Origin of the sequence: Polaribacter atrinae (assembly GCF_038023995.1) — a bacterium.
GTDB lineage: Bacteria > Bacteroidota > Bacteroidia > Flavobacteriales > Flavobacteriaceae > Polaribacter > Polaribacter atrinae.
This window is the reverse complement of the sequence record NZ_CP150660.1, coordinates 1,422,446-1,448,837: the sequence shown is the minus strand read 5'-3', so window position 1 is coordinate 1,448,837 and position 26,392 is coordinate 1,422,446. Positions and strand designations below refer to the sequence as shown.

At 30.5% G+C, this 26,392-nt stretch carries 25 protein-coding genes and 1 tRNA gene; 15 read left to right on the top strand and 11 right to left on the bottom strand.

Annotation, left to right across the window (positions count from 1 at the left end):
- Window positions 1–69 precede the first annotated feature (69 nt).
- Together WG945_RS06370 and WG945_RS06365 are read right to left on the bottom strand one after the other, a co-directional pair.
- Entirely contained in the window at window positions 70–1,374 is a 1,305-nt protein-coding gene (locus tag WG945_RS06370) for a site-specific integrase (RefSeq protein ID WP_068450520.1), read from the bottom strand.
- A 242-nt stretch (window positions 1,375–1,616) separates the two neighbouring features.
- Window positions 1,617–1,691 (bottom strand) — tRNA-Pro (locus tag WG945_RS06365).
- Window positions 1,692–1,773: 82 nt separating this feature from the next.
- Between WG945_RS06365 and WG945_RS06360 the strand changes: the two genes are divergently transcribed.
- From WG945_RS06360 to WG945_RS06340, 5 genes are all read left to right on the top strand, one after another.
- Entirely contained in the window at window positions 1,774–2,856 is a 1,083-nt protein-coding gene (locus WG945_RS06360) for a PQQ-dependent sugar dehydrogenase (protein WP_068450521.1), read from the top strand.
- A 108-nt stretch (window positions 2,857–2,964) separates the two neighbouring features.
- Entirely contained in the window at window positions 2,965–3,912 is a 948-nt protein-coding gene (gene trxB, locus WG945_RS06355; protein ID WP_068450523.1) for a thioredoxin-disulfide reductase, read from the top strand.
- Window positions 3,913–4,062: 150 nt separating this feature from the next.
- Window positions 4,063–4,647, top strand: coding sequence for a YceI family protein (locus WG945_RS06350; protein ID WP_068450525.1), 585 nt, complete (start codon window positions 4,063–4,065; stop codon window positions 4,645–4,647).
- Between the two features lie 39 nt (window positions 4,648–4,686).
- Window positions 4,687–5,985, top strand: a complete 1,299-nt coding sequence (locus tag WG945_RS06345; protein WP_068450527.1) for a hypothetical protein — start codon at window positions 4,687–4,689, stop codon at window positions 5,983–5,985.
- Window positions 5,986–6,098: 113 nt separating this feature from the next.
- On the top strand, window positions 6,099–6,677 hold the full coding sequence (locus tag WG945_RS06340; RefSeq protein WP_068450529.1) for a YceI family protein: 579 nt from the start codon (window positions 6,099–6,101) through the stop codon (window positions 6,675–6,677).
- Between the two features lie 70 nt (window positions 6,678–6,747).
- Here the strand turns inward: WG945_RS06340 and WG945_RS06335 are convergent, their stop codons facing one another.
- Entirely contained in the window at window positions 6,748–7,194 is a 447-nt protein-coding gene (locus tag WG945_RS06335; RefSeq protein WP_068450531.1) for a KTSC domain-containing protein, read from the bottom strand.
- A 223-nt stretch (window positions 7,195–7,417) separates the two neighbouring features.
- Here WG945_RS06335 and WG945_RS06330 point away from each other — a divergent pair, with 223 nt between their 5' ends.
- A complete protein-coding gene (locus WG945_RS06330; protein WP_068450532.1) occupies window positions 7,418–8,191 on the top strand; it encodes an RNA polymerase sigma factor in 774 nt (257 codons plus the stop codon).
- Window positions 8,192–8,245: 54 nt separating this feature from the next.
- On the opposite strand, the gene WG945_RS06325 is transcribed toward WG945_RS06330, so the two are convergent.
- The 6 genes from WG945_RS06325 to WG945_RS06300 all read right to left on the bottom strand — a co-directional run bounded on the left by WG945_RS06325 (window position 8,246) and on the right by WG945_RS06300 (window position 15,842).
- The gene (locus WG945_RS06325) at window positions 8,246–9,061 is read right to left on the bottom strand and encodes a 5'-nucleotidase, lipoprotein e(P4) family (protein ID WP_068450533.1); all 816 of its coding nucleotides are present in this window, start codon (window positions 9,059–9,061) and stop codon (window positions 8,246–8,248) included.
- Window positions 9,062–9,280: 219 nt separating this feature from the next.
- Complete coding sequence (locus WG945_RS06320; RefSeq protein ID WP_068450534.1) at window positions 9,281–11,077, bottom strand: acyl-CoA dehydrogenase family protein; 1,797 nt, start codon at window positions 11,075–11,077, stop codon at window positions 9,281–9,283.
- A gap of 135 nt (window positions 11,078–11,212) precedes the next feature.
- Entirely contained in the window at window positions 11,213–12,406 is a 1,194-nt protein-coding gene (locus tag WG945_RS06315; protein WP_068450535.1) for an acetyl-CoA C-acyltransferase, read from the bottom strand.
- Window positions 12,407–12,432: 26 nt separating this feature from the next.
- Entirely contained in the window at window positions 12,433–12,789 is a 357-nt protein-coding gene (locus WG945_RS06310; RefSeq protein ID WP_068450537.1) for a four helix bundle protein, read from the bottom strand.
- A gap of 89 nt (window positions 12,790–12,878) precedes the next feature.
- Window positions 12,879–15,281 carry a 3-hydroxyacyl-CoA dehydrogenase/enoyl-CoA hydratase family protein gene (locus WG945_RS06305; protein WP_068450539.1) on the bottom strand — a complete coding sequence of 801 codons (2,403 nt, stop codon included), beginning with the start codon at window positions 15,279–15,281 and terminating at the stop codon, window positions 12,879–12,881.
- 102 nt (window positions 15,282–15,383) lie between these two features.
- On the bottom strand, window positions 15,384–15,842 hold the full coding sequence (locus WG945_RS06300) for a MarR family winged helix-turn-helix transcriptional regulator (RefSeq protein ID WP_068450541.1): 459 nt from the start codon (window positions 15,840–15,842) through the stop codon (window positions 15,384–15,386).
- Between the two features lie 282 nt (window positions 15,843–16,124).
- On the opposite strand from WG945_RS06300, the gene WG945_RS06295 reads away from it, so the two are divergent.
- Genes WG945_RS06295 through WG945_RS06275 form a run of 5 tightly spaced genes read left to right on the top strand, consistent with a single transcriptional unit; the run spans window position 16,125 to window position 21,280 of the window.
- Window positions 16,125–17,054, top strand: a complete 930-nt coding sequence (locus WG945_RS06295; protein ID WP_068450875.1) for an ABC transporter ATP-binding protein — start codon at window positions 16,125–16,127, stop codon at window positions 17,052–17,054.
- A 4-nt stretch (window positions 17,055–17,058) separates the two neighbouring features.
- Window positions 17,059–18,384 carry an ABC transporter permease gene (locus WG945_RS06290; protein ID WP_068450543.1) on the top strand — a complete coding sequence of 442 codons (1,326 nt, stop codon included), beginning with the start codon at window positions 17,059–17,061 and terminating at the stop codon, window positions 18,382–18,384.
- A gap of 11 nt (window positions 18,385–18,395) precedes the next feature.
- Entirely contained in the window at window positions 18,396–19,238 is an 843-nt protein-coding gene (locus WG945_RS06285) for a mechanosensitive ion channel family protein (RefSeq protein ID WP_068450545.1), read from the top strand.
- A 9-nt stretch (window positions 19,239–19,247) separates the two neighbouring features.
- The gene (locus tag WG945_RS06280) at window positions 19,248–20,117 is read left to right on the top strand and encodes a DUF6268 family outer membrane beta-barrel protein (RefSeq protein ID WP_068450547.1); all 870 of its coding nucleotides are present in this window, start codon (window positions 19,248–19,250) and stop codon (window positions 20,115–20,117) included.
- A complete protein-coding gene (locus WG945_RS06275) occupies window positions 20,117–21,280 on the top strand; it encodes a sigma-54-dependent transcriptional regulator (protein WP_068450549.1) in 1,164 nt (387 codons plus the stop codon). Before WG945_RS06280 ends, WG945_RS06275 begins: the two co-directional genes overlap by 1 nt.
- Here WG945_RS06275 and WG945_RS06270 read toward each other — a convergent pair.
- Entirely contained in the window at window positions 21,258–21,758 is a 501-nt protein-coding gene (locus WG945_RS06270; protein ID WP_068450551.1) for an ankyrin repeat domain-containing protein, read from the bottom strand. The genes WG945_RS06275 and WG945_RS06270 overlap by 23 nt on opposite strands.
- Window positions 21,759–21,815: 57 nt before the next feature.
- Complete coding sequence (gene katG, locus WG945_RS06265) at window positions 21,816–23,990, bottom strand: catalase/peroxidase HPI (protein ID WP_068450553.1); 2,175 nt, start codon at window positions 23,988–23,990, stop codon at window positions 21,816–21,818.
- 305 nt (window positions 23,991–24,295) lie between these two features.
- Here katG and WG945_RS06260 point away from each other — a divergent pair, with 305 nt between their 5' ends.
- The 4 genes from WG945_RS06260 to WG945_RS06245 all read left to right on the top strand — a co-directional run bounded on the left by WG945_RS06260 (window position 24,296) and on the right by WG945_RS06245 (window position 26,264).
- Window positions 24,296–24,937, top strand: coding sequence for a peroxiredoxin (locus WG945_RS06260; RefSeq protein ID WP_068450557.1), 642 nt, complete (start codon window positions 24,296–24,298; stop codon window positions 24,935–24,937).
- A gap of 68 nt (window positions 24,938–25,005) precedes the next feature.
- Window positions 25,006–25,314: a thioredoxin family protein gene (locus tag WG945_RS06255; RefSeq protein ID WP_068450559.1), complete on the top strand. Its 309-nt coding sequence runs from the start codon at window positions 25,006–25,008 to the stop codon at window positions 25,312–25,314.
- Window positions 25,315–25,321: 7 nt separating this feature from the next.
- Window positions 25,322–25,579, top strand: coding sequence for a DUF6952 family protein (locus tag WG945_RS06250; RefSeq protein WP_068450561.1), 258 nt, complete (start codon window positions 25,322–25,324; stop codon window positions 25,577–25,579).
- 172 nt (window positions 25,580–25,751) lie between these two features.
- The gene (locus tag WG945_RS06245; RefSeq protein ID WP_068450563.1) at window positions 25,752–26,264 is read left to right on the top strand and encodes an RNA polymerase sigma factor; all 513 of its coding nucleotides are present in this window, start codon (window positions 25,752–25,754) and stop codon (window positions 26,262–26,264) included.
- The last annotated feature ends 128 nt before the right edge of the window (window positions 26,265–26,392 follow it).

The following is a 26,392-nucleotide window of genomic DNA, read 5'->3' as shown; positions in this document are numbered from 1 at the left end:
TTAAGTTTCTAGTACTAATTACTTATTCTTCTTCTACAATTTAGCATAACTTTACAAAATTTACACCCATTAACTTTTTAACTTACATAAACCTAAGTTGTAGATATTAGTAAATTCCTTTAATAATATTTGATGTTTTTTTTGTGTTTCTTTTTTCGATATTACATTTTTTAATAGAGCCATATCTTCACTAACCTTTCTCTCAATAACTTTTGCATAAATTTGTGTTGTTGCAATTTTAGTATGACCTAATAATTTTGAAACCGTTTCAATAGGCACTCCATTGCTTAATGTAATAGTTGTTGCAAAAGTATGTCTAGCGATATGAAATGTAAGATTCTTTTTTATTCCACATAAATCAGCAATTTCTTTCAAGTAAGAATTTAGTTTTTGATTTGAAATGTTTGGAAAAAGTGTTTTCGTTTTCTTTGTTTTAATATGATCTTTGTATTTAATTAATAATTCTTCGGCAATAGGGAGTAGTGGTATTTTTACTTTATTATGTGTTTTTTGTCTATTCGTTATAATCCATCTGCCACCATCTATTCCTAAAGCAATATTATCTTCATTTAATTGCATAACATCAATATATGACAAGCCAGTATAACAACTAAAAATAAACAAATCTTTAACCAGGGTTAACCTTTTTATGCTAAATTCTTTTTCTATAATGTCTTGTAATTCATCTTCTCTTAAAAATTCGCGTTCATTTTTAATATAAGTAGGCTTGAATTTTATGAAAGGATCTTTGTCAATCCATTCCATTTTATAAGCTAATGTTACCATTTTACGCAGCCTTTGAATATGTTTCATAACCGTGTTATTTTCCATTTGTTTTTGATGGTCTTCTGGAACATAAGAACGTAAGAACTTTTCAAAGTCAACTATAAATCGATAAGTTAATTGTGTTAAATAGATATCTTGAATTTTTCTTTTCTTGGTTAAAAATAACTTGATATATTTTTGAGTTGTAAAATAGTTTTTTAATGTGCCATAAGTTAATGACTCACTCATTTGAGTGTTGTGATAATCAACTAATGTTAATAATGAGTACTCTTCATTATCCTCTCCCAAAAAACGAGCTTTGATGCTTTGTGAACAAATGAAAGCTTTTTCTTTAACTAATTCTTGATGGGCTTCATAAATTCTATTTTTTACATTGTCTAAATAACGATTCAATAACCGTGATTCTTGTTTAGTTCCCCTAGTTCTTCCCTTGTTAGAATTCCACTCAGAAACTGCTACTTTTCTTTTTAAACTAATGTTAGCTCTTTTGTCATTTACTGTTATTCTAGCATAAACTGAAACTAAATTGTTTTTAGCACGTGAAGCATTAACCCAGAATAATAGGTTGAAATTGGTTTGTGTTTTCATAGTTGTCGTCTTTAAATTAAACATTATTTAGACGAAAGTCAAATCAACTATTTCAATTACAGGTTTTTAAGTTTTTATACGGTTCACACTTTTACAATTTTAAATGTGTGAACCGCATTGTGAACCGCATTGTGAACCGAATTAAACCATATTGATTCAATTCTTATGATAGCTTAAAAACCACAAAACCTTATAAATCATATGATTTACAAGGTTTTAGTTTCTATTGGTATTAATTTAAGTCGGGGTGGCAGGATTCGAACCTGCGACCTCCTCGTCCCAAACGAGGCGCGATGACCGGGCTACGCTACACCCCGAAAATTGATAAATCAATTTGCGACTGCAAATATAGAATAATATTTATATATTTATTGAAATTTTAATTTTATTTTTAAAAAAATGAAGCAATCTTTTTATATCATTTTCGTCTATTTTAGTTTTATTGTATTTGGGTTTTCTCAAAGTAAAGAGTATGAGTTAATTGTGCCAGATTTAACAAATCCGTGGGGTTTTACTTTTTTACCAGACAATGCTTTATTAATTACAGAAAAAGAAGGAAAGTTAATTCATTTTAAAAATGGTGTGAAAAGAGAGGTGCAAGGTGTCCCAAAAATTTACCATAGAGGTCAGGGAGGATTTCTAGATATTGAGTTGCATCCTAATTATCAAAAAAATAATTGGATTTATTTTACCTATGCTTCATCCGAAGGAAAAGGGAGTGGAGGGAATACAACTTTAATGAGAGCAAAATTAAAAAACAATCAATTAATAGATCAACAAGTCTTGTATAAAGCGAGTCCTAATTCTACTAAAGGACAACATTTTGGCTCTAGAATAACTTTTGATGAAGAAAACCATGTGTATTTTAGTGTGGGAGATAGAGGTAATAGAGACGAGTATCCGCAAGATCTTACAAAAGATGGCGGTAAAATATACCGATTAAATGATGATGGTACTATCCCGAAAAACAATCCTTTTATAAATATTAGTAATGCCAAAAAAGCCGTTTATAGCTATGGGCATAGAAATCCGCAAGGGATGGAAATAAACCCTTTAACAAAAGAAATTTGGTCTCATGAACATGGTCCAAAAGGAGGTGATGAAATAAATATTATTAAGAAAGGTAAGAATTACGGTTGGCCAAAAGTAAGTTATGGTGTTAATTATAGTGGGACTAAATTTACAGATAACACTAGTTTACCTAATATGGAGAACCCAATTTATTATTGGACACCCTCTATTGCGCCAAGTGGTATGGCTTTTATAAACAGTGATAAATATGGTAATTGGAAAAGTAATTTATTAATAGGCTCTTTAAAGTTTCAATATTTAACCAGATGTGTTTTAAAAGGAAATAAAGTTTTTAAAGAAGTAAAAATGCTAAAAGATATTGGGAGAGTTCGCTCTATAGAACAAGGTTTAGATGGTTTTATATATGTTGGTGTAGAAAATTTAGGGATTATTAAATTACTTCCAAAATAATATTTCAATGTTATAAACCTATTTTTCCATTGTTAAAACTTATAAACAATAGTGGTCTAAAGGAATAAAAATGAATATTTTTGTTATCCATAATCAAAGAAATTTAAAATGTCAGATACAATAGAAAAAATAAAATGTTTAATTATTGGTTCTGGTCCTGCCGGATATACAGCCGCAATTTATGCAGCCAGAGCAGACATGAAACCTGTAATGTATACAGGAATGCAAATGGGAGGTCAATTAACAACTACAACTGAAGTTGATAATTTTCCTGGATATGCAGAAGGAACAGATGGTACCGCAATGATGGAAGACCTTAAAAAGCAAGCAGAGCGTTTTGGTACAGAGGTTCGTTTTGGATTGGTTACAAAGGTAGATTTAAGTGATAAAGTTGGTGGAATTCATAAAGTTATTGTAGATGAAACCAAACATATTGAAGCAGAAACAATTATTATTTCTACAGGAGCTACTGCAAAATATTTAGGGATAGAAAGTGAGCAGCGTTTAATTGGTGGTGGAGTTTCAGCTTGTGCAACTTGTGATGGATTTTTCTATAAAGGACAAGATGTTGTTGTGGTTGGTGCAGGAGATACTGCTGCAGAAGAAGCTACATATTTATCAAATATTTGTAGTAAGGTTACTATTTTAGTTCGTAAAGATTTTATGAGAGCTTCTAAAGCGATGCAACATAGGGTTAATAAAACTAAAAATATTGAAGTTTTATACAATACTGAGATAGATGAGGTTTTAGGATCTAATGTGGTAGAAGGTGTAAGAGCAATTAACAATCAAACAAAAGAAACTACGGATATTGCAGTTACTGGAGTTTTTATTGCAATTGGTCATAAACCAAATTCAGACTTATTTAAAGGTGTTTTAGATATGGATGAAACAGGGTATTTGATTACCAAAGGGAAATCTACAAAAACAAATTTACCAGGAGTATTTGCTGCTGGTGATATTCAGGATAAAGAATACAGACAAGCAGTTACAGCTGCAGGTACAGGTTGTATGGCGGCTTTAGATGCAGAACGTTATTTAGGTGCATTAGAATAAAGTACATTTACAATAGGAAATACAATTTTTTAAAAAAGAGAGGCTACATTTATGTAGCCTCTCTTCTGTTTTTTACAAGGATGATATTCCTCATATATAGAGCTTCTTTAATAAAATATATTTGCATTATAATTAAAAAACGATAGAAATATGATTTATCAGAAAAGATTAAACGTAGTGATTTTAGGAATGTTTGCTATGTTTTTATGTACATCAATTAAGCTTAATGCTCAAGAGTTTTCAGTAAATACTCAAAATTCTTCATTATTAGTTTATGGGACTTCAAATATTCATGATTGGGAAATTGAAACAGAAAACCAATCTGGAGTTATCTCTTTAGAAACTGCAAATGAACTTCAAATTAAAAAACTAAATTTTACAGTTGAAGTAGAAAGTTTAAAAAGTGGAAAAAACGGAATGGATAAAAACACTTATAAAGCTTTAGATACCAAAAAATATAAAACGATTGAATTTCAACTTGTAAGTACAGAAGAAATTACAGATTTAAAAGATGGAAATTTCAAAGTAAAAACAAAGGGAGATTTAAAGATAGCAGGAGTTACTAAAAGAATTTCATTAGATTTTAATTTAAATATTAATGAAGGAACAGTAAAACTTGTAGGAGAAAAATCACTAAAAATGACGGATTACAAAGTTTCTCCTCCTACAGCATTACTAGGTACTATTAAAACAGGTGATGAGGTAACAATCAAATTCAATACAATTTTAAAATAATTCAAATTCAAATTCAAATTCAATTCAAATTCAAAAGTAATGAGAAAAATTTTTCAAAAAACGTTAGCAACAGCTTTAATTTTAGGAAGTATAGGAGTTTCAGCTCAGAGTAATAGAGATTTAGATAATTATAGATACACAGATAAAAGAGGTGTAAATGTATTTGAAGCACCAAAAACTACAGAGTCTGGTTTTGATGGCTTAAAGGTTCGATTTGGAGGAGCTTCTACGCTTCAGTTTCAAGGAATAAGTCATGAAAACTCAGAAAGCGTAAGATTACAACCAATTGGGTCTAACTTTAATTTGGCAACTGCAAATTTAGATATAGATGTTGCTTTATATGATGGAGTTAGAATGCACTTACGTACTTTTTTATCATCTCGTCATCATCATGAAACTTATGTAAAAGGAGGGTATTTTCAAATAGATAAATTAGATTTCATTAAAGAAGGTTTCATGGAAGACTTTATGAACTATACTACTATAAAAATAGGTCATATGGAAAACAATTATGGTGATGCTCACTTTAGAAGAAGTGATAATGCACAAACGATGCACAACCCATTTGTTGGAAATTTAATTATGGATTCTTATACAACAGAAGTAGGAGCAGAGGTACTTGTTCAAAAGAATGGTTTTATAGGAATGTTAGGTATTACCAATGGTAAACTAAATCAATCTGTAGATAAATCAGAAGAAGAGTTAAGCCCTGGGATATATGAGGAAGGGAGTTCTGGAGGTGCTTCTTTCTTAGCAAAATTAGGATATGATAAACAAATCAATTCAGATTTAAGAGTAAGAATTACAGGATCTATTTATAACACAGGGTATGTACCAAATTCTTATTTATATGCTGCGGATAGAGCAGGTTCTAGATATTATGGTGTAATGATTGCTGCAGATGCAGCTGGAGACGACTTTAGATCTGGTAGATATAACCCAAATTTAAAAAATAGTATTTCTGCAATTATGTTCAATCCATTTATAAAATATAAAGGATTAGAATTCTTTGGAACTATAGAAACAGCTTCTGGGAAAGCAACAGCAGAATTAGAAGACAGAACAGCAAATCAACTTGCTGCAGAACTTATTTATAGATTTGGAAAAAACGAAAATTTGTATATTGGTGGCCGTTATAATGCTGTAGATTCAGAAGACATGACACATGGAGATATTGCAATTAAAAGATCTCAATTAGTTGCTGGTTGGTTTATGACAAACAATATTTTAATGAAAATGGAATATGTGAATCAAAAATATGAAGGTTTTGGAGCAACAAGCACTTTAAACGAAGGTAAATTTAATGGAGTAATCTTAGAAGCAGCAATTAGTTTTTAAGTTACCTACCTAAAAATTATTTTTTAATAATTTAACAAACCCCTTATGAAATGTAAAAAAGATAAGGGGTTTGTTTTTTTAAATAGTTAAGATAATCAGAAAGAAGAAAAACTATGAGTAAAAATATTATTTTAATCATAATTTCATTAATCTTATTTTCTTTCACTAAAATAAATGTATTAAATAACAATACAATAATTAAAATAGCGTCAGAAAGTAAATTAGAAATTTTAGGTTCTACAAATGTAAATAAGTTTGCATGTAATTTTAATTTCTATGAAGTTGATAAAACAATTCCATTGTCTTTTAAAAAGGTAGGAAATAAAGTTTATTTTGAAAAGGCTGTTTTAGAATTGAAAAATTCTGGTTTTGATTGTGGTAACAAGGTAATGAATAAGGATTTTTTTAAGTTATTAAAATCAGAAGAATTTCCAAAAATTTTATTAAACTTAAAAGAAGTAGAAAAAGAAGAAACAATAACAGAGGCATTGGTAGAAATGACAATTGCTGGTGTTTCTAAAAAATACAAAGTTCCGGTAACGATTGAAGAAGATGATGAGTTTTTAGTTTCGGGAAATTTAAATCTAAATATAGAAGATTTTAATATCAAAGCACCCAAAAAGATGTTAGGGTTAATTGTAGTTTCTGAAATGATAAATATTCATTTTAATTTAGTTTTAAATCAGAAATAAGTACGTTTTATATAAAACAAAAAAGAGATTGCAAATAGCAATCTCTTTTTTGTTTTTATAAGAAAAGTCTTTAAACAGTTACAGAAGCTTTCATTGATTTTCTGTAAGTAAAAGAATTAAAAATATTTCTTTTACCAAAGTTGTTCATTGATTTTGCGTTTACAAATTTTCCGAAAAGTATTTTACTAACACCAAAGTATTCGTATTTATTTCCGTCTGTAAAAGTAACTTCTAATAACATACTTTTGTGGTGCCAATCTGCAACCTGAAATTCTGTTATCGTTTTTTTATAAGCATCTAAATTAGCTTCTTTAGTTTCTGGAGCTATACTTACCAAGAAATGGTACCCATCAATAATTTGAGTACTCATAAGGTCTGCTTCCTCCTTTTTAGCTTCATCAGTAAACTTATCTGGATGCCATTCTTTTACTAAACCTCTATAAGCCTTTTTTAAATCTTTTAAATCGATAGGTCCTTCTACTTTAAAAAGTTTTTTATATTCTTTAATACGTTTCATTTGTGTGTTTTCAAATTGCGTGCAAAAGTACTGATATTAAATGGATTGTAGTGCAATAAAAATTTATTAAATTTTTATTGGATTTTTTTAAACCCTAATTTCATTTAATTAGATGAAACTTAGATTTATATAAAATAGATGGTTTTAAAGGTTAACTGACTTTTATCATTTTATTTTTACAACTTATTTTGCACCTTTAGAAATATCTCTAAAGTATTTTATTATGAAAACGAGCATTTCTTATTTTGAAACCCAAACCGAGTTTCGTCTGTTTGTAACAAAGTCATTTTCTAGTTTAGTAGAATTAAAAAAAGAAGCAAATCAAACCTCTTTTAATGAATTGGTCTTAAAAATCTTACCAGAAATTAGAAAGTATGTAAACCAAAGATTGAATACTGCTATAAAAAAGGGGCACTTTTCTAAAAAGAAATACAAAGCAGACGATATTATCGATCAGCTTTTTATCACCATTTACGATGCTATTGATGAGGTAGAAAGTGAAAGTAATTTCTATTTATGGTTGTTTAAAAAAACAAATGATTTGTTAGAAGATGTTATTGTTGAGGAGGAGTTTAATGAATTGTTTTTTAAGAATATTGATGATTACTCTAAGCTAGAATGGGATGAAATGCAAGAGGAGTTTAGTACGGACGGTGATGGAGATTTGATGTTGCTAGAAGAGTTAGATGATGTAGCCTATAAACAGGTTGAGTATAATTTAGACCATGTATTTGTAGAAAATGATGAGAAAGATTTGGTAGATAAATTAGATATGCAATTAGGTGAAGATAAAGTAAATGAGCATATAGAATTAGTGTTGCACAATATGCCAGCTGCTATGCGCATTGTTTTCTATTTATTTACAAATCAGAAATTAAAAATTGAAGAAATTGCAGAAATACAGAAAAAATCGATTCCTGAAATTGAAAAACTTCTAAGTAATGCCAAAAAAGTAATACAAAGAAGTTTGTTTAATAGGTATTCTGTTGATAATTAATATTTTTAAGTGGGGATGTAAATCACTTTTTATAAGGTTGATCTAAAAATCAATTTAATAAGAAGTGATTTTTTTACGACGGATAGAATCTTTTTGAGAATTTGTCCAATTATAATTTCCTTCTAAAACCCCTTTTGTTTCCCAATCTCCATACATAGGATTTGGTAAAACAATATATTTATTTCCAAAGAAAGTCTTTAAACTATCAGTGTTTTTATTCCTTTTTGTAGTAGTGCTATTTTCAAATATAGATGAAAAGTCAGATAAATTATCTCCAAGTAGTAATACAATTTCATGGGTTTGGTTAACAATACTTCTTCTTGTTCCTTTTTCGCTGCTGTTCGTTTTTAAAAGTACATGAGTTTCATCAGCAAAAGGAAACCCTTTTAACTTTAAGTTTTCTATTGTCTCTTTTGTTTGTTCTGCAGATCTGTTAGAAATATAAAATACAGCTACATTTTTACTTTTAGCGTAATTAAAAAAAGCGAGCGCCCCAGGTATTGCATTGGCTTTTTTCTGTGCTACCCATTCTGCCCATCTTTCTGAAGTGTAATTTTCATCTAATTCAATTTGCTTACCAGAGTAAGGACTATTATCTAAAAGAGTTTCATCTATATCTGTAACAATAGCAATTGGTTTTTGTGAATTATTATTAGCCAGAATTTGATCTAACCTAAGTTGTGCTAAATTGTATGCTTGATAAGTGAGTGCTTTATATTCTGATGCATTTTGTTGCCATAATACGGCTTGAATAGCATGATCTTGAAGAGATGTTTTACGGATGTTTTTTTGTTTTATAGTTGTAATTTGAGTTTTACATCCTAAAAAGATAAAGACAGTAAAAAGAGAAATAATAATTTTATTTTTCATTATGGAATATTTTTATGTAAGCCTAAAGAACCTCAAAATTAATCTAATTTAATTATTTTATTAAGAATTTAAGCATAAAAAAACCATCATAAATATGATGGTTTCTTAAAACAACAACTAACTATAATATAAAAACGATAATTATCTTTTTTGATAGTCAGTTGAGTTTGAAAAAGAATTTGGTAACTTTAACAAACTCAATTTGACATCAAGAGATTTTTAGAAGCAGTATTGATTTTCTGCTTTTACTTTTTCTGCTATTTCGTTACGTAAATCTACGATATCTGGATAGTTTTGGTATTTAGTAAAACGTTTTAAGCCCATTAACATCATACGTTGCTCATCACCTTCAGCAAAAGAAATAATACTTTCTTTACCTTTTTCTTCAATAATATCTACTGCATGATATAAGTATAGTTTAGACATTGCAATCTGTACAGATTGTGCTGCTTCACTAGTACGTTTTACATTTTTCTCTGTTCTTAAGATAGCAGATTCTGCCATATAGATTTCTATTAAAATATCTGAAGCAGCAATTAATAACTGTTGGTGCTTCTCTATTTCTGGACCATATTTTTGAAGTGCTGCACCTGCAACCATTAAAAATGTTTTCTTTAATTTAGAAATCATTAATTTTTCTTCAGAAAATAACTCAGAAAAATCTGGTGTCTCAAAAGAAGGAATCCCCATTAAACTATTGGCAACTTCTGTTGCAGGGCCTAATAAATCGACATGTCCCTTCATTGCTTTTTTAATTAACATACCTACAGAAAGCATTCTGTTAATTTCATTGGTACCTTCATAAATACGAGCAATTCTTGCATCTCTCCAAGCAGATTCCATAGGTGTTTCTTCAGAGAATCCCATTCCACCAAAAATCTGAATTCCTTCATCAGCACAGTTTTGTACATCTTCAGAAACTGCTACTTTTAAAATAGAACATTCAATAGCATATTCTTCTACACCTTTTAATTCTGCTTCTTGATGTGTATTTCCTGCAGCCACTCTTAACGCAATTCTATCTTCGATATCTTTTGCAGATCTATAAGTTGCAGATTCACCAACATAAGCATTGGTAGCCATTTCTGCTAGTTTTACTTTAATAGCTCCAAAATCTGAAATAGGGGTTTTAAATTGTTTACGTTCGTTTGCATAATTTACGGCATGAGAAATAATTCTACGTTGAGAATCTAAACATGCACCCGCTAATTTAATACGACCAACATTTAAAGCGTTCATGGCAATTTTAAAACCTTCGCCACGACCCGCTAACATATTTTCTACAGGTACCACTGTATCGTTAAAAAATACTTGTCTTGTAGATGATGCTCTAATACCTAATTTATGTTCTTCTTCTCCTAATGTAATTCCGTTTGGATTTTCTTTATCAAACTCAACAATAAAACCAGTTATGTTTTTATCATCTTCTATACGGGCAAAAACAATCATTAATTTACAAAAACCTGCGTTTGAAATCCACATTTTTTGACCGTTAATTTTGTATGTTTTTCCATCAGCAGATAATTCTGCGGTAGTTTTTCCTGAATTTGCATCAGAACCAGCACCTGGTTCCGTTAAACAATAAGCTCCAAACCATTCTCCAGTAGCCAATTTAGGAACGTATTTTTGCTTTTGTTCTTCGGTTCCGTATAATGTAATTGGCATTGTACCTATTCCGGTATGTGCACCAAATGCCGTACTAAAAGAACCTGTTCCACTAGAAATATAATCACAAGTTAGTAAGGTAGAAACAAATCCCATTCCTAAACCTCCATAAGCTTCAGGAACTGCTACTCCTAAAAATCCTAATTCACCGGCTTTACGCATTACTTCTTCTGTAAGTGCATAATCTTTTGCTTCAAAACGAGCTTTGTGAGGAATGATCTCTCGATCATTAAATTCCATCACAGCTTCCTTCATCATTTGTTGCTCTTCAGAAAAATCTTCTGGAGTAAATATATCTTCACAGTTTGTTTCTTTTACAAGAAATTGACCACCTCTTAATAATTCTGCCATTTTGTTAATTGTTTTATTAGGTTATAGAAGAAAGAATATAAAAATAGACTGCTTTTGTTGGCAATTCTGAAATTCCATTGTTATCTTTTGGAATTCTTCTATTACTTCTTCAATTTTTTTATAGTTATACTTTTATTATGAAAGGAATTCAAACACACCTGCAGCACCTTGACCAGTACCTACACACATCGTTACCATTCCGTATTTGTTTTTCATATCGAGCTTGCGCATTTCATCAAATAATTGTACAGATAATTTTGCTCCTGTACAACCTAATGGATGACCTAATGCAATGGCACCACCATTTACATTTACAATATCTTGGTTTAAATCTAACTCACGCATTACAGCTAAAGATTGAGAAGCAAAAGCTTCATTCAATTCAATTAACTCAATATCGTTTTGTTGTAAACCTGCTTGTTTTAAAACTTTAGGTATTGCAGCAACAGGCCCAATTCCCATAATTCTTGGTTCTACACCAGCAGCAGCATAATTTACGACTCTTGCAATTGGTTCTAGATTTAATTCTTTTACCATTTCTTCGCTCATTACCATAACAAAGGCAGCTCCATCACTCATTTGAGATGAATTACCAGCTGTTACACTTCCTCCAGCAGCAAATACTGCTCTCAGTTTTGTTAAAGCTTCAATGCTAGTTCCTTTTCTAGGACCTTCATCTTTATTTACGGTATATTTTCTTGTTGCTTTCTTTCCGTTTTCATCTAGATAAGTTTGCTCCACTTCAATAGGAACAATTTGATCTTGAAAACGATTTTCTGCTTGTGCTTTTAAAGCTTTCATATGAGATTTAAAGGCAAATTCATCTTGGTCTTTTCTAGAAACCTTAAACTGATTTGCAACTGCTTCTGCAGTATTTCCCATTCCCCAATAATAATCTGCGTGACCAGATTTTACGGTATCATAATTTAATTCTGGTTTAAATCCTGTCATTGGTACAGAACTCATGCTTTCTGCTCCACCGGCAATAATACAACTAGCCATTCCTGCTTGAATTTTAGCTGCTGCCATTGCAATTGTTTCTAGTCCCGAAGAACAGAATCTGTTTACAGTAACTCCAGGTACATCGACAGAATTTAATCCTATTAAAGAAATAAAACGTGCCATGTTTAAACCTTGTGCACCTTCTGGCATTGCGTTACCAACAATTACGTCATCTATACGTTTTACGTCTAAATTTGGTAATTCTTTCATCATGTGCTGAATGGTTTCTGCACCTAATTCATCTGCACGTTTAAAGCGAAAAACACCTTTTGGAGCTTTTGCAACTGCGGTTCTATATGCTTTTACTATATATGCTTGTTTTGTCATTAGTATTAAGATTTTAGTATAAAGAATTAAGATTTGGTTAATGATTTTTGAAGAGAAAAATTCATTCTTGTTACTTCAAGTATTTCATTAATAATAGGCCTTACATTTTCTTCAGTAATTAAATTTAATCTTTTTGATAAATATAATTGAGTTAATAATTCATAAGAAGAACCATTTGCAATTCCTAAAAACTGCTTAAATTCTCCATTTGTATTTCTTCCAGCTCCTTCAGAAATATTTGAAGGTATAGAAACTGCACTTCTTCGAAGTTGAGATGTTAATCCGTATTTTTCTTCTTTAGGAAAATTTTCAGAAGCGATATAACATTTCTCTGTTATATCCATTGCTTTCTGCCATATTTTTAAATCTTCAAATCTGTGCATAATAATAGTATTTCGATTTTAGTATTAAGTATTATTCTGTGAAATCATTTTGTTAAAGTTGCTCAATCTTAATACTGTATACTTAGTACTTAATTCCTAAGAGGTTTCCCCGTTTTTAACATGTGTTGAATTCTTTCTAATGTTTTACGTTCTGTACAAAGAGATAAAAACGCTTCACGTTCTAAATCTAATAAATACTGTTCTGTAACCAATGTTGGTTCAGATAAATCTCCACCAGCCATAACGTATGCTAGTTTATTGGCGATTTTCATATCATGTTCAGAAATGTATTTAGAATCTTGCATAGAATCTGTACCTACTAAGAACATCCCTAAAGCTTGCTTACCTAAAACTCTAACATCGTTTCGTTTTACAGGTTGTGTATACCCACTTTCTGCCATTAGTTTTGCATGTGCTTTTGCAGTTGCTATTTGTCTGTCTTTATTAACAACTACTACATCTTTTCCTTGTTGAAGTAAACCTAAATCGAAAGCCTCGTAAGCAGAAGTAGATACTTTTGCCATACCAATAGTTAAAAAGTTTTCTTGTAAAATGTTTAACTCTACGTCTCCTTTCTGAAAAGAATCTGATGCTCTTAAAGCCATTTCTTTAGAACCACCACCACCAGGAATTACACCAACTCCAAATTCTACTAATCCCATATACGTTTCTGCTGCTGCAACCACTTTATCTGCGTGTAAAGAAATTTCACAACCACCACCTAAAGCCATTCCATGAGGAGCAGAAATAGTTGGTATAGAAGAATAACGCATACGCATCATAGTATCTTGAAAATATTTAATAGCATAATTTAATTCATCATATTCTTGCTCTACAGCCATCATAAAAATCATACCAATATTTGCACCTACAGAGAAATTTGCTGCTTGATTACCAATAACCAAACCTTGAAAATCTTTTTGTGCAATATCAATCCCTTTATTAATACCTGCTAAAACATCACCACCAATGGTATTCATTTTAGATTGAAATTCTAGGTTTAAAATTCCATCTCCAATATCTTCTATTACAACACCAGAGTTTTTAAAAACTTCGTTTGATTTTCTAATGTTATCTAAAATGATAAACGATTCTTGACCCGGTTTCTTAGCCTGAGATTTAGAAGGAATATCATAAAAATAAGTTGCGCCTTCTTTAACAGAGTAAAAAGATTTAGAACCAGCAGCTAACATTTCTGTAACCCAAGTTGCAGGTGCTACTCCATCTGCTTTCATTAATTCTATTCCTGCTTCTACACCAACGGCATCCCAAATTTCGAAAGGACCATTCTCCCAACCAAAACCAGCTTTCATTGCATCATCAATTTTGTAGATTTCATCAGAAATTTCTGGAATTCTATTCTGAACATACGCAAACATGGCTGCAAAGTTTTTTCTATAGAATTCACCAGCTTTATCTTTACCACCAACTAATACTTTAAATCTATCAATTGGTTTATCAATCGTTTTCGTAAGTTCTAAAGTTGCAAATTTTGCTCTTTTAGAAGCACGATATTCTAAAGTGTCTAAGTCTAATGTTAAGATTTCTTTCTTACCATCAACAACTGTCTTTTTGTAGAAACCTTGACCTGTTTTACTTCCTAACCATTTATTTTCCATCATTGTATTGATGAAACCAGGAAGCTTAAATAAATCATGCGCTTCATCATTAGGGCAGTTTTCATAAATACCATTAGCAACATGTACCAAAGTATCTAAACCAACAACATCAACAGTTCTAAAAGTAGCAGATTTTGGACGACCAATTACTGGCCCTGTCAACTTATCAACTTCTTCTACCGTTAAACCTAATTCTTTTACTTGATGAAATAAAGATTGAATTCCGAAAATTCCAATTCTATTTCCTATAAATGCAGGCGTATCTTTCGCTAAAACAGATGTTTTTCCTAAGAATTTTTCACCATACATCATTAAAAAGTCTGTAACTTCTTGTTTACAATCTGGACCAGGAACAACTTCAAAAAGTTTTAAATATCTAGGAGGATTAAAAAAGTGAGTTACTGCAAAATGTTTTTGAAAATCTTCACTTCTTCCTTCATTCATAAACTTGATAGGAATACCAGAAGTATTAGAAGAAATAATAGTTCCGGGAGTTCTGTATTTCTCTAGTTTATCAAAAACATTTTTTTTAATATCTAATCGCTCAACAACCACCTCCATAATCCAATCTACATCAGCAACCTTTGCAATATCATCATCTAAATTACCAGTGGTAATTCTGTTTGCAAATTTCTGATTATAAATAGGTGAGGGCTTTGATTTAAGGGAAGCTGTAAGTGCATCATTTACTAAGCGATTTCGTACAACTTTGTCTTCAAGGGTTAATCCTTTAGCTTTCTCTTTGTCGTTTAATTCTCTTGGCACAATGTCCAATAATAGAACTTCAACTCCAATGTTTGCGAAATGACATGCAATTCCACTTCCCATAATTCCAGAGCCAACTATTGCTACTTTTTTAATTCTTCTAGTCATTTGTTTTAAAATTATTTGACGTATGATTTAAAAAGACGTAAGACGTAAGACTTTTGCATTCAGTCTAATTATCTTAGGTCATTCAGTCTTTAGTCATTTTTGTTAAACTGCTTTATTGTTGACATTTTCATAAATATCTTTATCTGCAATTAATTTATTAATTGTTGATGTTACCTTAAAAAATCCTGCTAAATCTTTTTCAGAAACATTATTTCTTACTGTATCGTTAAACTGAATAACATGGCCTCTAGATACTTTACGCATTTCTCTACCATAGTCTGTCAATTTAATTATAACACTTCTACCATCTTCTGGGTTCTTTTCTCTGCAAATAGCACCTTTATCTTCCATTGTTTTTAAAATTCTAGAAAGACTTGTTGGCTCCATTCCCATTAAAGGCCCCAAAGCCGTAGATGGGGTTCCTTTTTGTTTATCAATATTTAATAAAACAAAAGCAGTTGCCATTGTGCTATCGTGTTTTACTGCTTGCTCATTATATACTTTTGCAACAGCTTGCCACGTTGCCCTAAGTTCGTGATCTATTGATTTGTATTTATCCATTATGTCAAATATATAAAAATTTATTATGCATGCATAGTAAATTCAGAAAAAGTTATGCATGCATAGTAAAATTTAACAGAAAATATAGATATTTTGGTTTAGTTTTTTCTGTTTTAGGAGGTAATCATATAGTAATTAGGTTTAAAAGAGTAGTCTTATTGTAATAATTAATTGAAGTCTTTTAAATTATATTGTAACGTTTTATGAAGTTTTTATACTAATATTATTAAAATATGTAAGTTTGTGATTACTGAGAACTTTCAGAAAAATTATAAAGAGGCAATGAAAAATTTATTAGAAGTTAATAATGTTGTAAAAAATTATGGAGATTTTAGAGCATTAAATGATGTTTCATTACATATACCTAAAGGATGTGTTTTTGGATTGTTAGGCCCTAATGGTGCAGGAAAAACATCTTTAATTAGAATCATCAATCAAATAACAATGCCAGATAGCGGCTCTATCATTTTAGATGGCGAAGCATTGGCACCACATCATACAGCTCAAATAGGTTATTTACCAGAAGAACGTGGTTTGTATAAATCTATGAAAGTAGGGGAGCAAGCACTCTATTTAGCACAATTAAAAGGATTAAGTAAGGCCGAAGCAAAAAAACGTTTAAAATATTGGTTTGATAAGTTTGATATTTCTGCTTGGTGGAACAAGAAAATTGAAGAACTGTCTAAAGGAATGGCGCAAAAAGTACAATTTATTGTAACGGTGATGCACAATCCTAAATTATTAATTTTTGATGAACCTTTTTCTGGGTTCGATCCTATTAACGCACAATTAATAGCCAAAGAAATTTTACAACTTCGTGATGAAGGAGCAACAATCATTTTTTCTACCCACAGAATGGAATCGGTAGAAGAAATGTGTGATGAAATTGCTTTGATTGATAAATCGAATAAAATTTTAGACGGAAAGTTAGATGATATCAAACGTCAGTTTAGAACACATACTTTTCAAGTAGGATTAAATACCGATCACCCTAAGGAAGTAGAGGCGAAATTGAAAGAAAACTTTGAAGTTTCTCCATCAAATTTTAAATTATTGAATGATAGTTTAACAATGAATGTAAAATTGACAGAAGGGAATTCTGCAAACGATTTATTATCTTTTTTAACAAGTAAAGGAGAAGTACAGCATTTTGTAGAATTGATACCAAGTGCAAATGATATTTTTATTCAAGCAATAAATAAAAACAGTTAAGAAAATGAGTAAATTAAAACTAATTATAGAACGAGAGTTTATTGCAAAGGTTCGTAATAAATCATTTATAATGATGACTTTTTTAAGTCCGCTGTTAATGGTTGGTATGGGAGCCTTGGTTTATTTTCTGATGCAAAAAAATGATGAGAAGGTAAAGGAAATTGTCTATGTAGATAATTCTGGATTATTCTCTAAAGAAGATTTTAAAGATTCTAAAACCATTCATTATACCGATTATACAGCTTTAGGAATTGAAGAAACAAAGAATAAAGTAGAAGAAGGTAATTATTATGGAGCTTTAATAATTCCGAAACAGGATAGTTTAGAATTGTTAGCAAAATCTATAGAATTTTATTCTACCGACTCTCCAGGGATGTCTGTTGTGAGTTCTATAGAAAATAAAATTGAAACAAAAATTAGGCATGTAAAACTTAATAATTTTGGTATTGATATAGAAAAAATAGAATCTTCTAAGATTAATACAGATATTAAAATGTATAATTTTTCTGGTGAAGAATCTTCTAAATTAATTAACGGGTTAAAAATTGGTGTTGGTGCCATTGCTGGTTATTTATTAATGATGTTTGTAATGATTTATGGTACTTCGGTAATGCGAAGTGTTATTGAAGAAAAAACAAGTAGAATTATAGAAATTATTGTTTCGTCTGTAAAACCATTCCAACTGATGTTGGGTAAAATTTTAGGAAATGCCTCAGCAGGATTGTTGCAGTTTCTAATATGGGGAATTATACTTTTTGTAATTTCTATAGTAGCGTCTTCTGTATTTGGAGTAGATATGGTAGAAGTACAATCTGCAAGAGTTTCTCCAGAACAAATGGAAGCTGTAAAGCAAGCCACTGCTGGAGATAAAGGGCAGATGATTGTACAAGAAATTTTAAAACTACCAATTTTAAAAATGTTTGTATTATTTATTTTTTACTTCTTAGGGGGGTTTATGTTATACAGTTCTTTATTTGCAGCTGTTGGTGCGGCAGTAGACAACGAGACCGATACACAACAATTTATGTTGCCAATTATGTTGCCTTTAATTTTAGGGGTGTATGTTGGTTTTGCAACCGTTATAAACGATCCTCATGGATCTATTGCGGTACTATTTTCACATATTCCATTTACAAGTCCTATTGTAATGTTAATGAGAGTCCCTTTTGGAGTTTCTTGGTATGAATTGGCTATTTCTATGGCATTATTGTTGGTTACCTTTGTTTTTATGGTTTGGTTAGCTGCTAAAATTTATAGAGTAGGTATCTTAATGTATGGTAAAAAACCTACCTATAAAGATTTGTATAAATGGCTAAAATATAAAGGGTAATAAGCATTTAAATGAGAGAAATTTTAGACTTTTTAAATGCGAACTATAAAATAACCGATACTTTTAGCTTAAGTATTATGGATATTATTGTTTTGACAATTACTTTGGCAACTGCTTCTGTAGTGCTAAAGTTGTTAAAAAAAATAGTTAACAGAAAATTACTACCAGAGAATGAACTAAAAATTAGAAGTATATTTTCTTATTTCAGTTGGATTATTTATGTCGTTATTTTTTTAGTAACGATGAATAAAATGGGTGTAAATTTAACGGCACTTTTTGCCGCATCTGCTGCACTTTTAATTGGTGTTGGTTTGGCATTACAAACATTATTTCAAGATATTATTTCTGGTATATTTATAATGATTGATAAATCTGTACATGCCGGAGATGTTATTGAACTTGACGGTAAAGTTGGTAGAGTAGAAGAAATAAAATTAAGAACTACAAGAGCAGTAACGTTAAGTAATAAAGTGATGATAATTCCTAATCATTTATATTTAACCAACAGTTTGTATAATTGGACGCAAAACGGAAATACAACAAGAGAATCTGTAAAAGTGGGGGTTGCTTATGGTAGCGATGTACAATTGGTAAAAGAGTTATTGATTAAAGCGGCAAAATCTCACCCAAGTGTTTTAATTAGTCCACCAGTTTCTGTTCTTTTTGAAGATTTTGGAGATAGTTCGTTAAATTTTAAAGTAGTTTTTACACTAGCAGATAGTTTTAAAACACAATTTACGCAAAGTGATATTCGTTTTGAAATAGATAAACTCTTTAGAGAACACAATATTTCAATTCCATTTCCTCAAAGAGATGTTCATGTGTATTCTGAGGTAAGTAGACAGGTTAAATAATATAAAAAAATGAAGAAGTGTCTTATTGTTTTAATATTATTTATAAGCTTTTTAGCAAATGCTCAATTAACAGATTTAGCTAGGATAGAATATTCTTTTATTCCTAAAAAAAAATCGGATGATCAGTATACTAGACTTAGAGCTTTGTTTAATTATCCAATTAAAATTAAAGAAGACAGTTATTTAATCATTGGATCAGAATTTAATAGAATTTTTTTAAACCTAAAAGACGAATATCCTTTTGATACATCACTTTTAGAAAATATTAATGTTATTGATTTTAATTTAGCCTTTACGCATAAAATAAGTGATAATTGGAGAGTTGCTTATAGTTTTACTCCAAGATTAGCGGCAACTTTAACCAAAAAAATAACAAATGAAGACTTTTTTATCAACGGAGGGCTTTTCTTTATAAAAGACAGAACAAAAGATAAAAGTTTAGCAAAACCATATAGATTAACGTTAGGTTTAACCTACAACACAACTGCGGGGGTTCCTTTTCCGTTACCTTTAATAAATTACTTTAGGCAAGTAGATGATAAATGGTCTTATACAATTGGGGTGCCTAAAATGAATTTAAAATATAAAATAAACCCAGTAAATAGTTTACAATCTTTTGTTGGTTTAGATGGTTATTTTGCACATTTAAAAACGCCAATAATTATAGATAATAAAGAAGCAGACAATATATCTTTATCTGTATTGGTGGCAGGTTTGGGGTATGAATATCAATTTACAAAACATTTAGTATTGTTTGCGTACAGTGGATACACAGTAAGATTAAGCAATGTATTAAGAGATAAAGACAGAAAGAATGTATATACTTTAGATGATGTAAATGCGTTTTATTTAAGAACAGGTATTAAATTTAAAATATAATGTCAAAAATATTAATTATAGAAGATGAAGCTGCTATTAGAAGGGTTTTAACAAAAATCATTTCTGAAGAAAATGAATCTTATAATGTAGAAGAAGCAGAAGATGGTTTGTTAGGAATAGAAATGATTATGAATAACGACTATGATCTGGTTTTATGTGATATTAAAATGCCAAAAATGGATGGTGTTGAGGTATTAGAAAAGGCTAAGAAAATAAAACCAGAAATTCCGATTGTTATGATTTCTGGTCATGGAGATTTGGATACTGCTGTAAATACAATGCGTTTGGGAGCTTTCGATTATATCTCTAAGCCACCAGATTTAAATAGACTTTTAAATACTGTTAGAAATGCTTTGGATAAAAAAGTTTTAATTGTAGAGAATAAAAGATTAAAAAAGAAAGTTAGTAAAAACTATGAAATGATTGGTGAAAGTACTGCAATATCTCAGATAAAAGAGATGATTGAAAAAGTAGCACCAACCGATGCAAGAGTTTTAGTTACAGGACCAAATGGAACAGGAAAAGAATTGGTTGCGCATTGGTTACACGAAAAATCAGATAGATCTAAAGGTTCTTTAATTGAGGTAAATTGTGCTGCAATTCCATCAGAATTAATAGAAAGCGAATTATTTGGGCATGTTAAAGGTTCTTTTACGGGGGCAAATAAAGATAGAGCCGGTAAGTTTGAAGCTGCAAATGGAGGAACTATTTTTTTAGATGAAATAGGAGATATGAGCTTGTCTGCACAAGCAAAAGTATTACGGGCTTTACAAGAAAATAAAATTCAGCGTGTAGGTTCTGATAAAGATATAAAGGTAAATGTTAGAATTGTTGCAGCTACAAATAAGAATCTTAAAGTTGAAATAGAAGAAGGCAGATTTAGAGAAGATTTATACCACAGATTAGCAGTTATTTTAATTCAAGTTCCGTCTTTAAATGATAGGAGAGAAGATATCCCTTTATTGGTAGATTTTTTTACTGCAAAAATATCTGTAGAACAAGGAACTCCTAAAAAATCATTTTCATCTGCAGCAATTAAATTGTTGCAAGAATATGATTGGACAGGGAACATTCGTGAATTAAGAAATGTTGTAGAACGTTTAATTATATTGGGAGAAAAGGAAGTCTCTGCAAACGATATTAAAATGTTTGCAAGTAAGTAGCTTCCTTAGTTTCTAATAAGCTAATAATCTCTGTAAAATCTTTTTCTTTAACATATTCTAAAGCAGATTTGTTTTCTTTATCTTTAAGTGATGAATCTGCATTTTGTTCTAATAAAAAGGCCACCATTTTTTGTTGATTGTATATGGTTGCAAAAATTAAAGATGTATATCCAAGGTTGTTTTTCGCGTTAATATTTGCGTTATTCTTTAAAAGAAGTTCAGCTATTTCTACATTTCCTTTAAAGGCAACACCTAATAAAGCTGTGTTTCCTTTTGCATCTCTATGATTTACATTTGCATTGTGATGAATTAAGGTTGCTGCAATTTCTTTTTTATCAAAATAGGTAGCAAAAACTAAAGGAGTAAAACCTCTTTTATCTTTTGCATTAGCAAGTTTAGGAAACCTTTTTAAGAGTGTTTCTATTACATTGATGTTTACAGTTTGAATTGCTTCAAAAAAAGTATTTAAGATATTCATAAGTAGGGTATTCTTTAAAGGGTAAGCTTATAAAAAAGCTTACCCTTTTTAAATTAATTATTTGATATCAAATCTGTCAGCATTCATCACTTTTGTCCAAGCGTTTACAAATGCATTTACAAAGTTTTCTTTATTATCATCTTGTGCATATACTTCTGCATAAGAACGTAAAATAGAATTAGAACCAAAGACTAAATCTACACTCGTTGCAGACCATTTAAAAGCATCTGTTTTACGATCGCGAATTTCATATAGACCTTCGCCAACAGAATTCCAAGTATTTGCCATATCTGTTAGGTTTACAAAGAAATCATTGGTTAAAGCACCTTCATTATCTGTAAAAACTCCATGTTTACTTCCGCCGTAATTAGTGCCTAAAACTCTCATTCCTCCAACTAAAATGGTCATTTCTGGAGCGGTTAAACCTAAAAGTTGCGTCTTATCTAACATCAGTTCTTCTGGACTTACAATATATTCTTGTTTTAACCAGTTTCTATATCCATCTGCAACCGGTTCTAAAGGTTCAAAAGAGTCTGCATCTGTCATTTCATCAGTAGCATCACCACGACCCGGAGTAAAAGGAACAGTTGTGTTAAAGCCTGCGTTTTTAATTGCTTTTTCTATACCAACATTACCAGCTAAGACAATAGTATCTGCAATACTAATTCCAAATTCTGTGGCAATAGGAGTTAAAATATTTAAAACTTTTGCTAGTCTTTCAGGCTCGTTACCAGCCCAATCTTTTTGAGGAGCTAAACGAATTCGAGCACCATTTGCTCCACCACGCATATCAGAACCTCTATAAGTTCTAGCACTATCCCAAGCAGTAGCAACTAACTCTGCAATACTTAGATCTGTTTTTGCAATTTTTTCTTTAACAAGGTTTGCATCATACTCTTTATTTCCTAAAGGAATTGGGTCTTGCCAAATTAAATCTTCAGAAGGTACATCGGGGCCATAGTATCTAGCTTTTGGTCCCATATCACGGTGTGTTAATTTAAACCAAGCACGTGCAAAAGTTTCTGAAAAATATTGATGATCGTTGCTGAATTTTTCACAGATTTTACGATAGATAGGATCTACTTTCATAGCCATATCTGCATCTGTCATCATTGGATTTAAACGAATAGAAGGATCTTCTACATCTACAGGTTTATCTTCTTCTTTAATATTGATTGGTGCCCATTGTGTAGCACCTGCAGGACTTTTTGTAAGTTCCCATTCATATCCAAATAAAAGGTCGAAAAAGCCATTGTCCCATTTTGTAGGTTCTGTTGTCCATGCGCCTTCTATACCACTTGTTACAGTATCTCTACCAACACCAGATCCGGTAGGGTTAGACCAACCAAAACCTTGGTTTTCAACAGGAGCAGCTTCTGGCTCTGGGCCTAAAATACTTGCATCTCCATTTCCGTGTGCTTTTCCAACGGTATGACCTCCTGCGGTTAAAGCTGCCGTTTCTTCATCATCCATTGCCATACGTGCAAAAGTTTCTCTAATGTGTAGCGCTGTTTTTGCTGGGTCAGATTTTCCGTTTACACCTTCTGGGTTTACGTAAATTAATCCCATTTGTACTGCTGCTAATGGGTTTTCCATAGTGCTAGCATCTTCTACATCATTATAGCGTTCATCACTAGGTGCTAACCATTCTTTTTCATTACCCCAATAGGTATCTTTTTCTGGTTGCCAAACATCAGTTCTACCAAAAGCAAAACCATAGGTTTTTAACCCCATAGATTCATAAGCAATAGTACCCGCTAAAATTATTAAATCTGCCCAACTTAATTTGTCTCCATATTTTTTCTTAATTGGCCAAAGTAAACGTCTCGCCTTATCTAAACTCGCATTGTCTGGCCAAGAGTTTAAAGGAGCAAAACGTTGGTTTCCGGTTCCACCACCACCACGTCCATCACTAATTCTATAAGAACCTGCAGAGTGCCATGCCATACGAATCATTAAGCCTCCGTAGTGTCCCCAATCTGCTGGCCACCATTCTTGACTATCTGTCATTAACTTAGTAACATCTTCTTTAAGAGCTTCAACATTTAAGCTTTTAAGAGCTTCATGATAATTAATTTCTTTACCAAATGGGTTTACCTTTGTGTCATGCTGATGTAAAATATCTAAATTTAAAGAATTTGGCCACCAATCATTATTTGTTTCATTCGTTGTGTTTCCTCCGTGAAATGGGCATTTTGAAATGTCTCCAGAGCCGTGTTTTAAGTTTTCCATTATGTATATATTTTAAATTTTATGTTTTAATTTTTGACAAAACTATAATATGTTTTTAGATAATTTTTATCTATTGTTTTTATTTTAATATAGTTAAAAATTATTCAAAGTAATTATTTAAAAATACGAATTTTCTTAGGGATATTTTTGTGAATAGCAAAAATCTATTTATTTTTATTTTATGTATAATTAAAAACTATAGCAATATCGAAAGTTACCATTAAAACGCTACCTTTTTTTTTGCTTTATTTTTATCTTTGCATCAGTAATAAATTGAACATTAATAATTATAAAACTTATATAGAATGGCAACAGCAGTTGGAAAAAAATTCCCAGATTTAAATGTAGACGCAATGAATGAAATGGGTGATACATTTAAAGTTAATGTATTAGAAGAAGCGGTTAATAATAAGAAAAAAGTAGTATTATTTTGGTACCCAAAAGACTTTACTTTTGTGTGTCCTACAGAGTTACACGCTTTTCAAGCAGCTTTAGGTGAGTTCGAAAAAAGAAATACTATTGTTATTGGTGCTTCTTGTGATACTCCAGAAGTACATTTTGCATGGTTAAGTCAAGCAAAAGATAATGGAGGAATTGAAGGTGTTACATACCCACTTTTAGCAGATAGTAATAGAAACTTATCATCAATTTTAGGTATTTTAGATATTACAAGTGAAACTTTTGATGAAGCTTCTCAAACAATCCAAGTAGAAGGAGATAACGTAACGTATAGAGCTACTTATATTATAGATGAGGATGGTATTGTACAACACGAAAGTATTAACAATATGCCTTTAGGTAGAAATGTAGGTGAATATTTACGTTTAGTAGATGCTTTAACGCATGTACAAGAAAAAGGTGAAGTTTGTCCTGCAAACTGGGAAGAAGGAAAAGATGCTATGTCTCCAAATGCAAAAGGAACTGCAGCTTATTTAGCTTCTCACTAAATATTAATTACAAGTTATGAATTACGGATTTTAAATTCGTAATTCATAATTTTAAATTCATAATTAAAATGGTACAAGAATTAACAGAAGATAATTTACAAGAAATTGTAAATGGAAATGATAAAGTAGTTGTACAATATTCTGCTACATGGTGTGGGAATTGTAGAATTATGAAACCAAAATTTAAAAAGTTAGCTTCAGAAAATGAAAACGTAACTTTTGTAATTGCAGATGCAGAAAAATTTCCTGAAAGTAGAAAATTAGCAGATGTAAGTAACTTACCAACTTTTGCAACTTTTGAAGGTGGTAGTTTTAAAAATCAAACACAAACAAACAAGTTTGAGGTGTTAAAAGAATTAGTTAACGAAGTAATTTAATTAGATTATGAAATTACCAGTAATTAAACATCTTACTAATTTTATCGAAGAAAACGATCAAGATTATGTGTTAGAAACTATTGAAACTCTAGAAGCGTTAACAGAAGTTCCGTCATTAAAAGATGAAGAATTAGATGTTATTGGCGAGTTGATTTCTAATATGTATGGTGCTCTTGAGGTTGATAAAATGGTAAAAGACGGAACACCCAAAAAAGAAGCGTTAAATACATTTATGAAACGCGTTTTAGGTTCTATAGACCAATAATAAACTTAACAGTTTTATGTACAATCCTAAGTATTTAACTTGGGATTTTTTTTGTTTAAAAACTAAATAATTTAGTAAGATTGCTTGAATAATTTTTTAAATAAAAATAAGTAATTAATGATTATCTTAAAATTAATTAATTTTTATAATTTAGTCTCATATAAATTTTAAGATGTCTTTAGAAGTTGAAATTATAAATGGTGATAAAAATGCTTTAGAGAAAGCATACCGTTTGCATTTCAAAAAAGTATATTCTGTAGCTAAAAAATACGCTGGTAATGGTGTAGATGCAGAAGATGTTGTACAAGAGGTGTTTATTAAATTATGGAAAAATAGAGATAAAATTAGTGTCGAAATTTCATTAGAACATCAACTATTTGTAATATCTAAGAACTTGGTTTTTAATTTGTTAAGAGAGAAGGTGAATCGGCAAAAATTATTGTCAAAATTTAAAGTCGAAAAAGTAAATGATGCAATTCAAGCAGATGATCTTTCTCTAGATAGGCTGATTAAAATTAATAAAAGTGTAAGTAGGCTTCCTAAAAAACAGCAAATTATTTTTAAAATGTATCGTTTTGATGGCCTGACATATGATGAAATAGCAACTTCATTAAATATTTCTAAGAATACAGTTTCATCTCATTTAAATTCTGCAATGAGTTTTCTTAAGAAAGATTGCTTATAATATCTTCTTTTTGAACGCTGTAAAATCAATAAAAAGCTTGTTTTATTGATTAAAACTTGTTAAAAACGTTAAATCTTTATTTTTTTTTAAATAAAAACTAGTACTTCTTATTTTGAGGAGTGTATTAT

Bases quoted from the DNA above. Each gene is read 5' to 3' on its own strand.
- WG945_RS06300 (WP_068450541.1), bottom strand. From the start codon at position 15,842: ATGGATAAATACAAATCAATAGATCACGAACTTAGGGCAACGTGGCAA.
- WG945_RS06335 (WP_068450531.1), bottom strand. From the start codon at position 7,194: ATGAAACGTATTAAAGAATATAAAAAACTTTTTAAAGTAGAAGGACCT.
- WG945_RS06260 (WP_068450557.1), top strand. From the start codon at position 24,296: ATGGCAACAGCAGTTGGAAAAAAATTCCCAGATTTAAATGTAGACGCA.
- WG945_RS06320 (WP_068450534.1), bottom strand. From the start codon at position 11,077: ATGGCAGAATTATTAAGAGGTGGTCAATTTCTTGTAAAAGAAACAAAC.
- WG945_RS06360 (WP_068450521.1), top strand. From the start codon at position 1,774: ATGAAGCAATCTTTTTATATCATTTTCGTCTATTTTAGTTTTATTGTA.
- WG945_RS06250 (WP_068450561.1), top strand. From the start codon at position 25,322: ATGAAATTACCAGTAATTAAACATCTTACTAATTTTATCGAAGAAAAC.
- WG945_RS06305 (WP_068450539.1), bottom strand. From the start codon at position 15,281: ATGACTAGAAGAATTAAAAAAGTAGCAATAGTTGGCTCTGGAATTATG.
- WG945_RS06270 (WP_068450551.1), bottom strand. From the start codon at position 21,758: ATGAATATCTTAAATACTTTTTTTGAAGCAATTCAAACTGTAAACATC.
- WG945_RS06315 (WP_068450535.1), bottom strand. From the start codon at position 12,406: ATGACAAAACAAGCATATATAGTAAAAGCATATAGAACCGCAGTTGCA.
- WG945_RS06285 (WP_068450545.1), top strand. From the start codon at position 18,396: ATGAGAGAAATTTTAGACTTTTTAAATGCGAACTATAAAATAACCGAT.
- WG945_RS06295 (WP_068450875.1), top strand. From the start codon at position 16,125: ATGAAAAATTTATTAGAAGTTAATAATGTTGTAAAAAATTATGGAGAT.
- WG945_RS06310 (WP_068450537.1), bottom strand. From the start codon at position 12,789: ATGCACAGATTTGAAGATTTAAAAATATGGCAGAAAGCAATGGATATA.
- WG945_RS06330 (WP_068450532.1), top strand. From the start codon at position 7,418: ATGAAAACGAGCATTTCTTATTTTGAAACCCAAACCGAGTTTCGTCTG.
- WG945_RS06255 (WP_068450559.1), top strand. From the start codon at position 25,006: ATGGTACAAGAATTAACAGAAGATAATTTACAAGAAATTGTAAATGGA.
- WG945_RS06340 (WP_068450529.1), top strand. From the start codon at position 6,099: ATGAGTAAAAATATTATTTTAATCATAATTTCATTAATCTTATTTTCT.
- WG945_RS06325 (WP_068450533.1), bottom strand. From the start codon at position 9,061: ATGAAAAATAAAATTATTATTTCTCTTTTTACTGTCTTTATCTTTTTA.
- WG945_RS06345 (WP_068450527.1), top strand. From the start codon at position 4,687: ATGAGAAAAATTTTTCAAAAAACGTTAGCAACAGCTTTAATTTTAGGA.
- WG945_RS06245 (WP_068450563.1), top strand. From the start codon at position 25,752: ATGTCTTTAGAAGTTGAAATTATAAATGGTGATAAAAATGCTTTAGAG.
- WG945_RS06280 (WP_068450547.1), top strand. From the start codon at position 19,248: ATGAAGAAGTGTCTTATTGTTTTAATATTATTTATAAGCTTTTTAGCA.
- katG (WP_068450553.1), bottom strand. From the start codon at position 23,990: ATGGAAAACTTAAAACACGGCTCTGGAGACATTTCAAAATGCCCATTT.
- WG945_RS06275 (WP_068450549.1), top strand. From the start codon at position 20,117: ATGTCAAAAATATTAATTATAGAAGATGAAGCTGCTATTAGAAGGGTT.
- WG945_RS06350 (WP_068450525.1), top strand. From the start codon at position 4,063: ATGATTTATCAGAAAAGATTAAACGTAGTGATTTTAGGAATGTTTGCT.
- WG945_RS06290 (WP_068450543.1), top strand. From the start codon at position 17,059: ATGAGTAAATTAAAACTAATTATAGAACGAGAGTTTATTGCAAAGGTT.
- WG945_RS06370 (WP_068450520.1), bottom strand. From the start codon at position 1,374: ATGAAAACACAAACCAATTTCAACCTATTATTCTGGGTTAATGCTTCA.
- trxB (WP_068450523.1), top strand. From the start codon at position 2,965: ATGTCAGATACAATAGAAAAAATAAAATGTTTAATTATTGGTTCTGGT.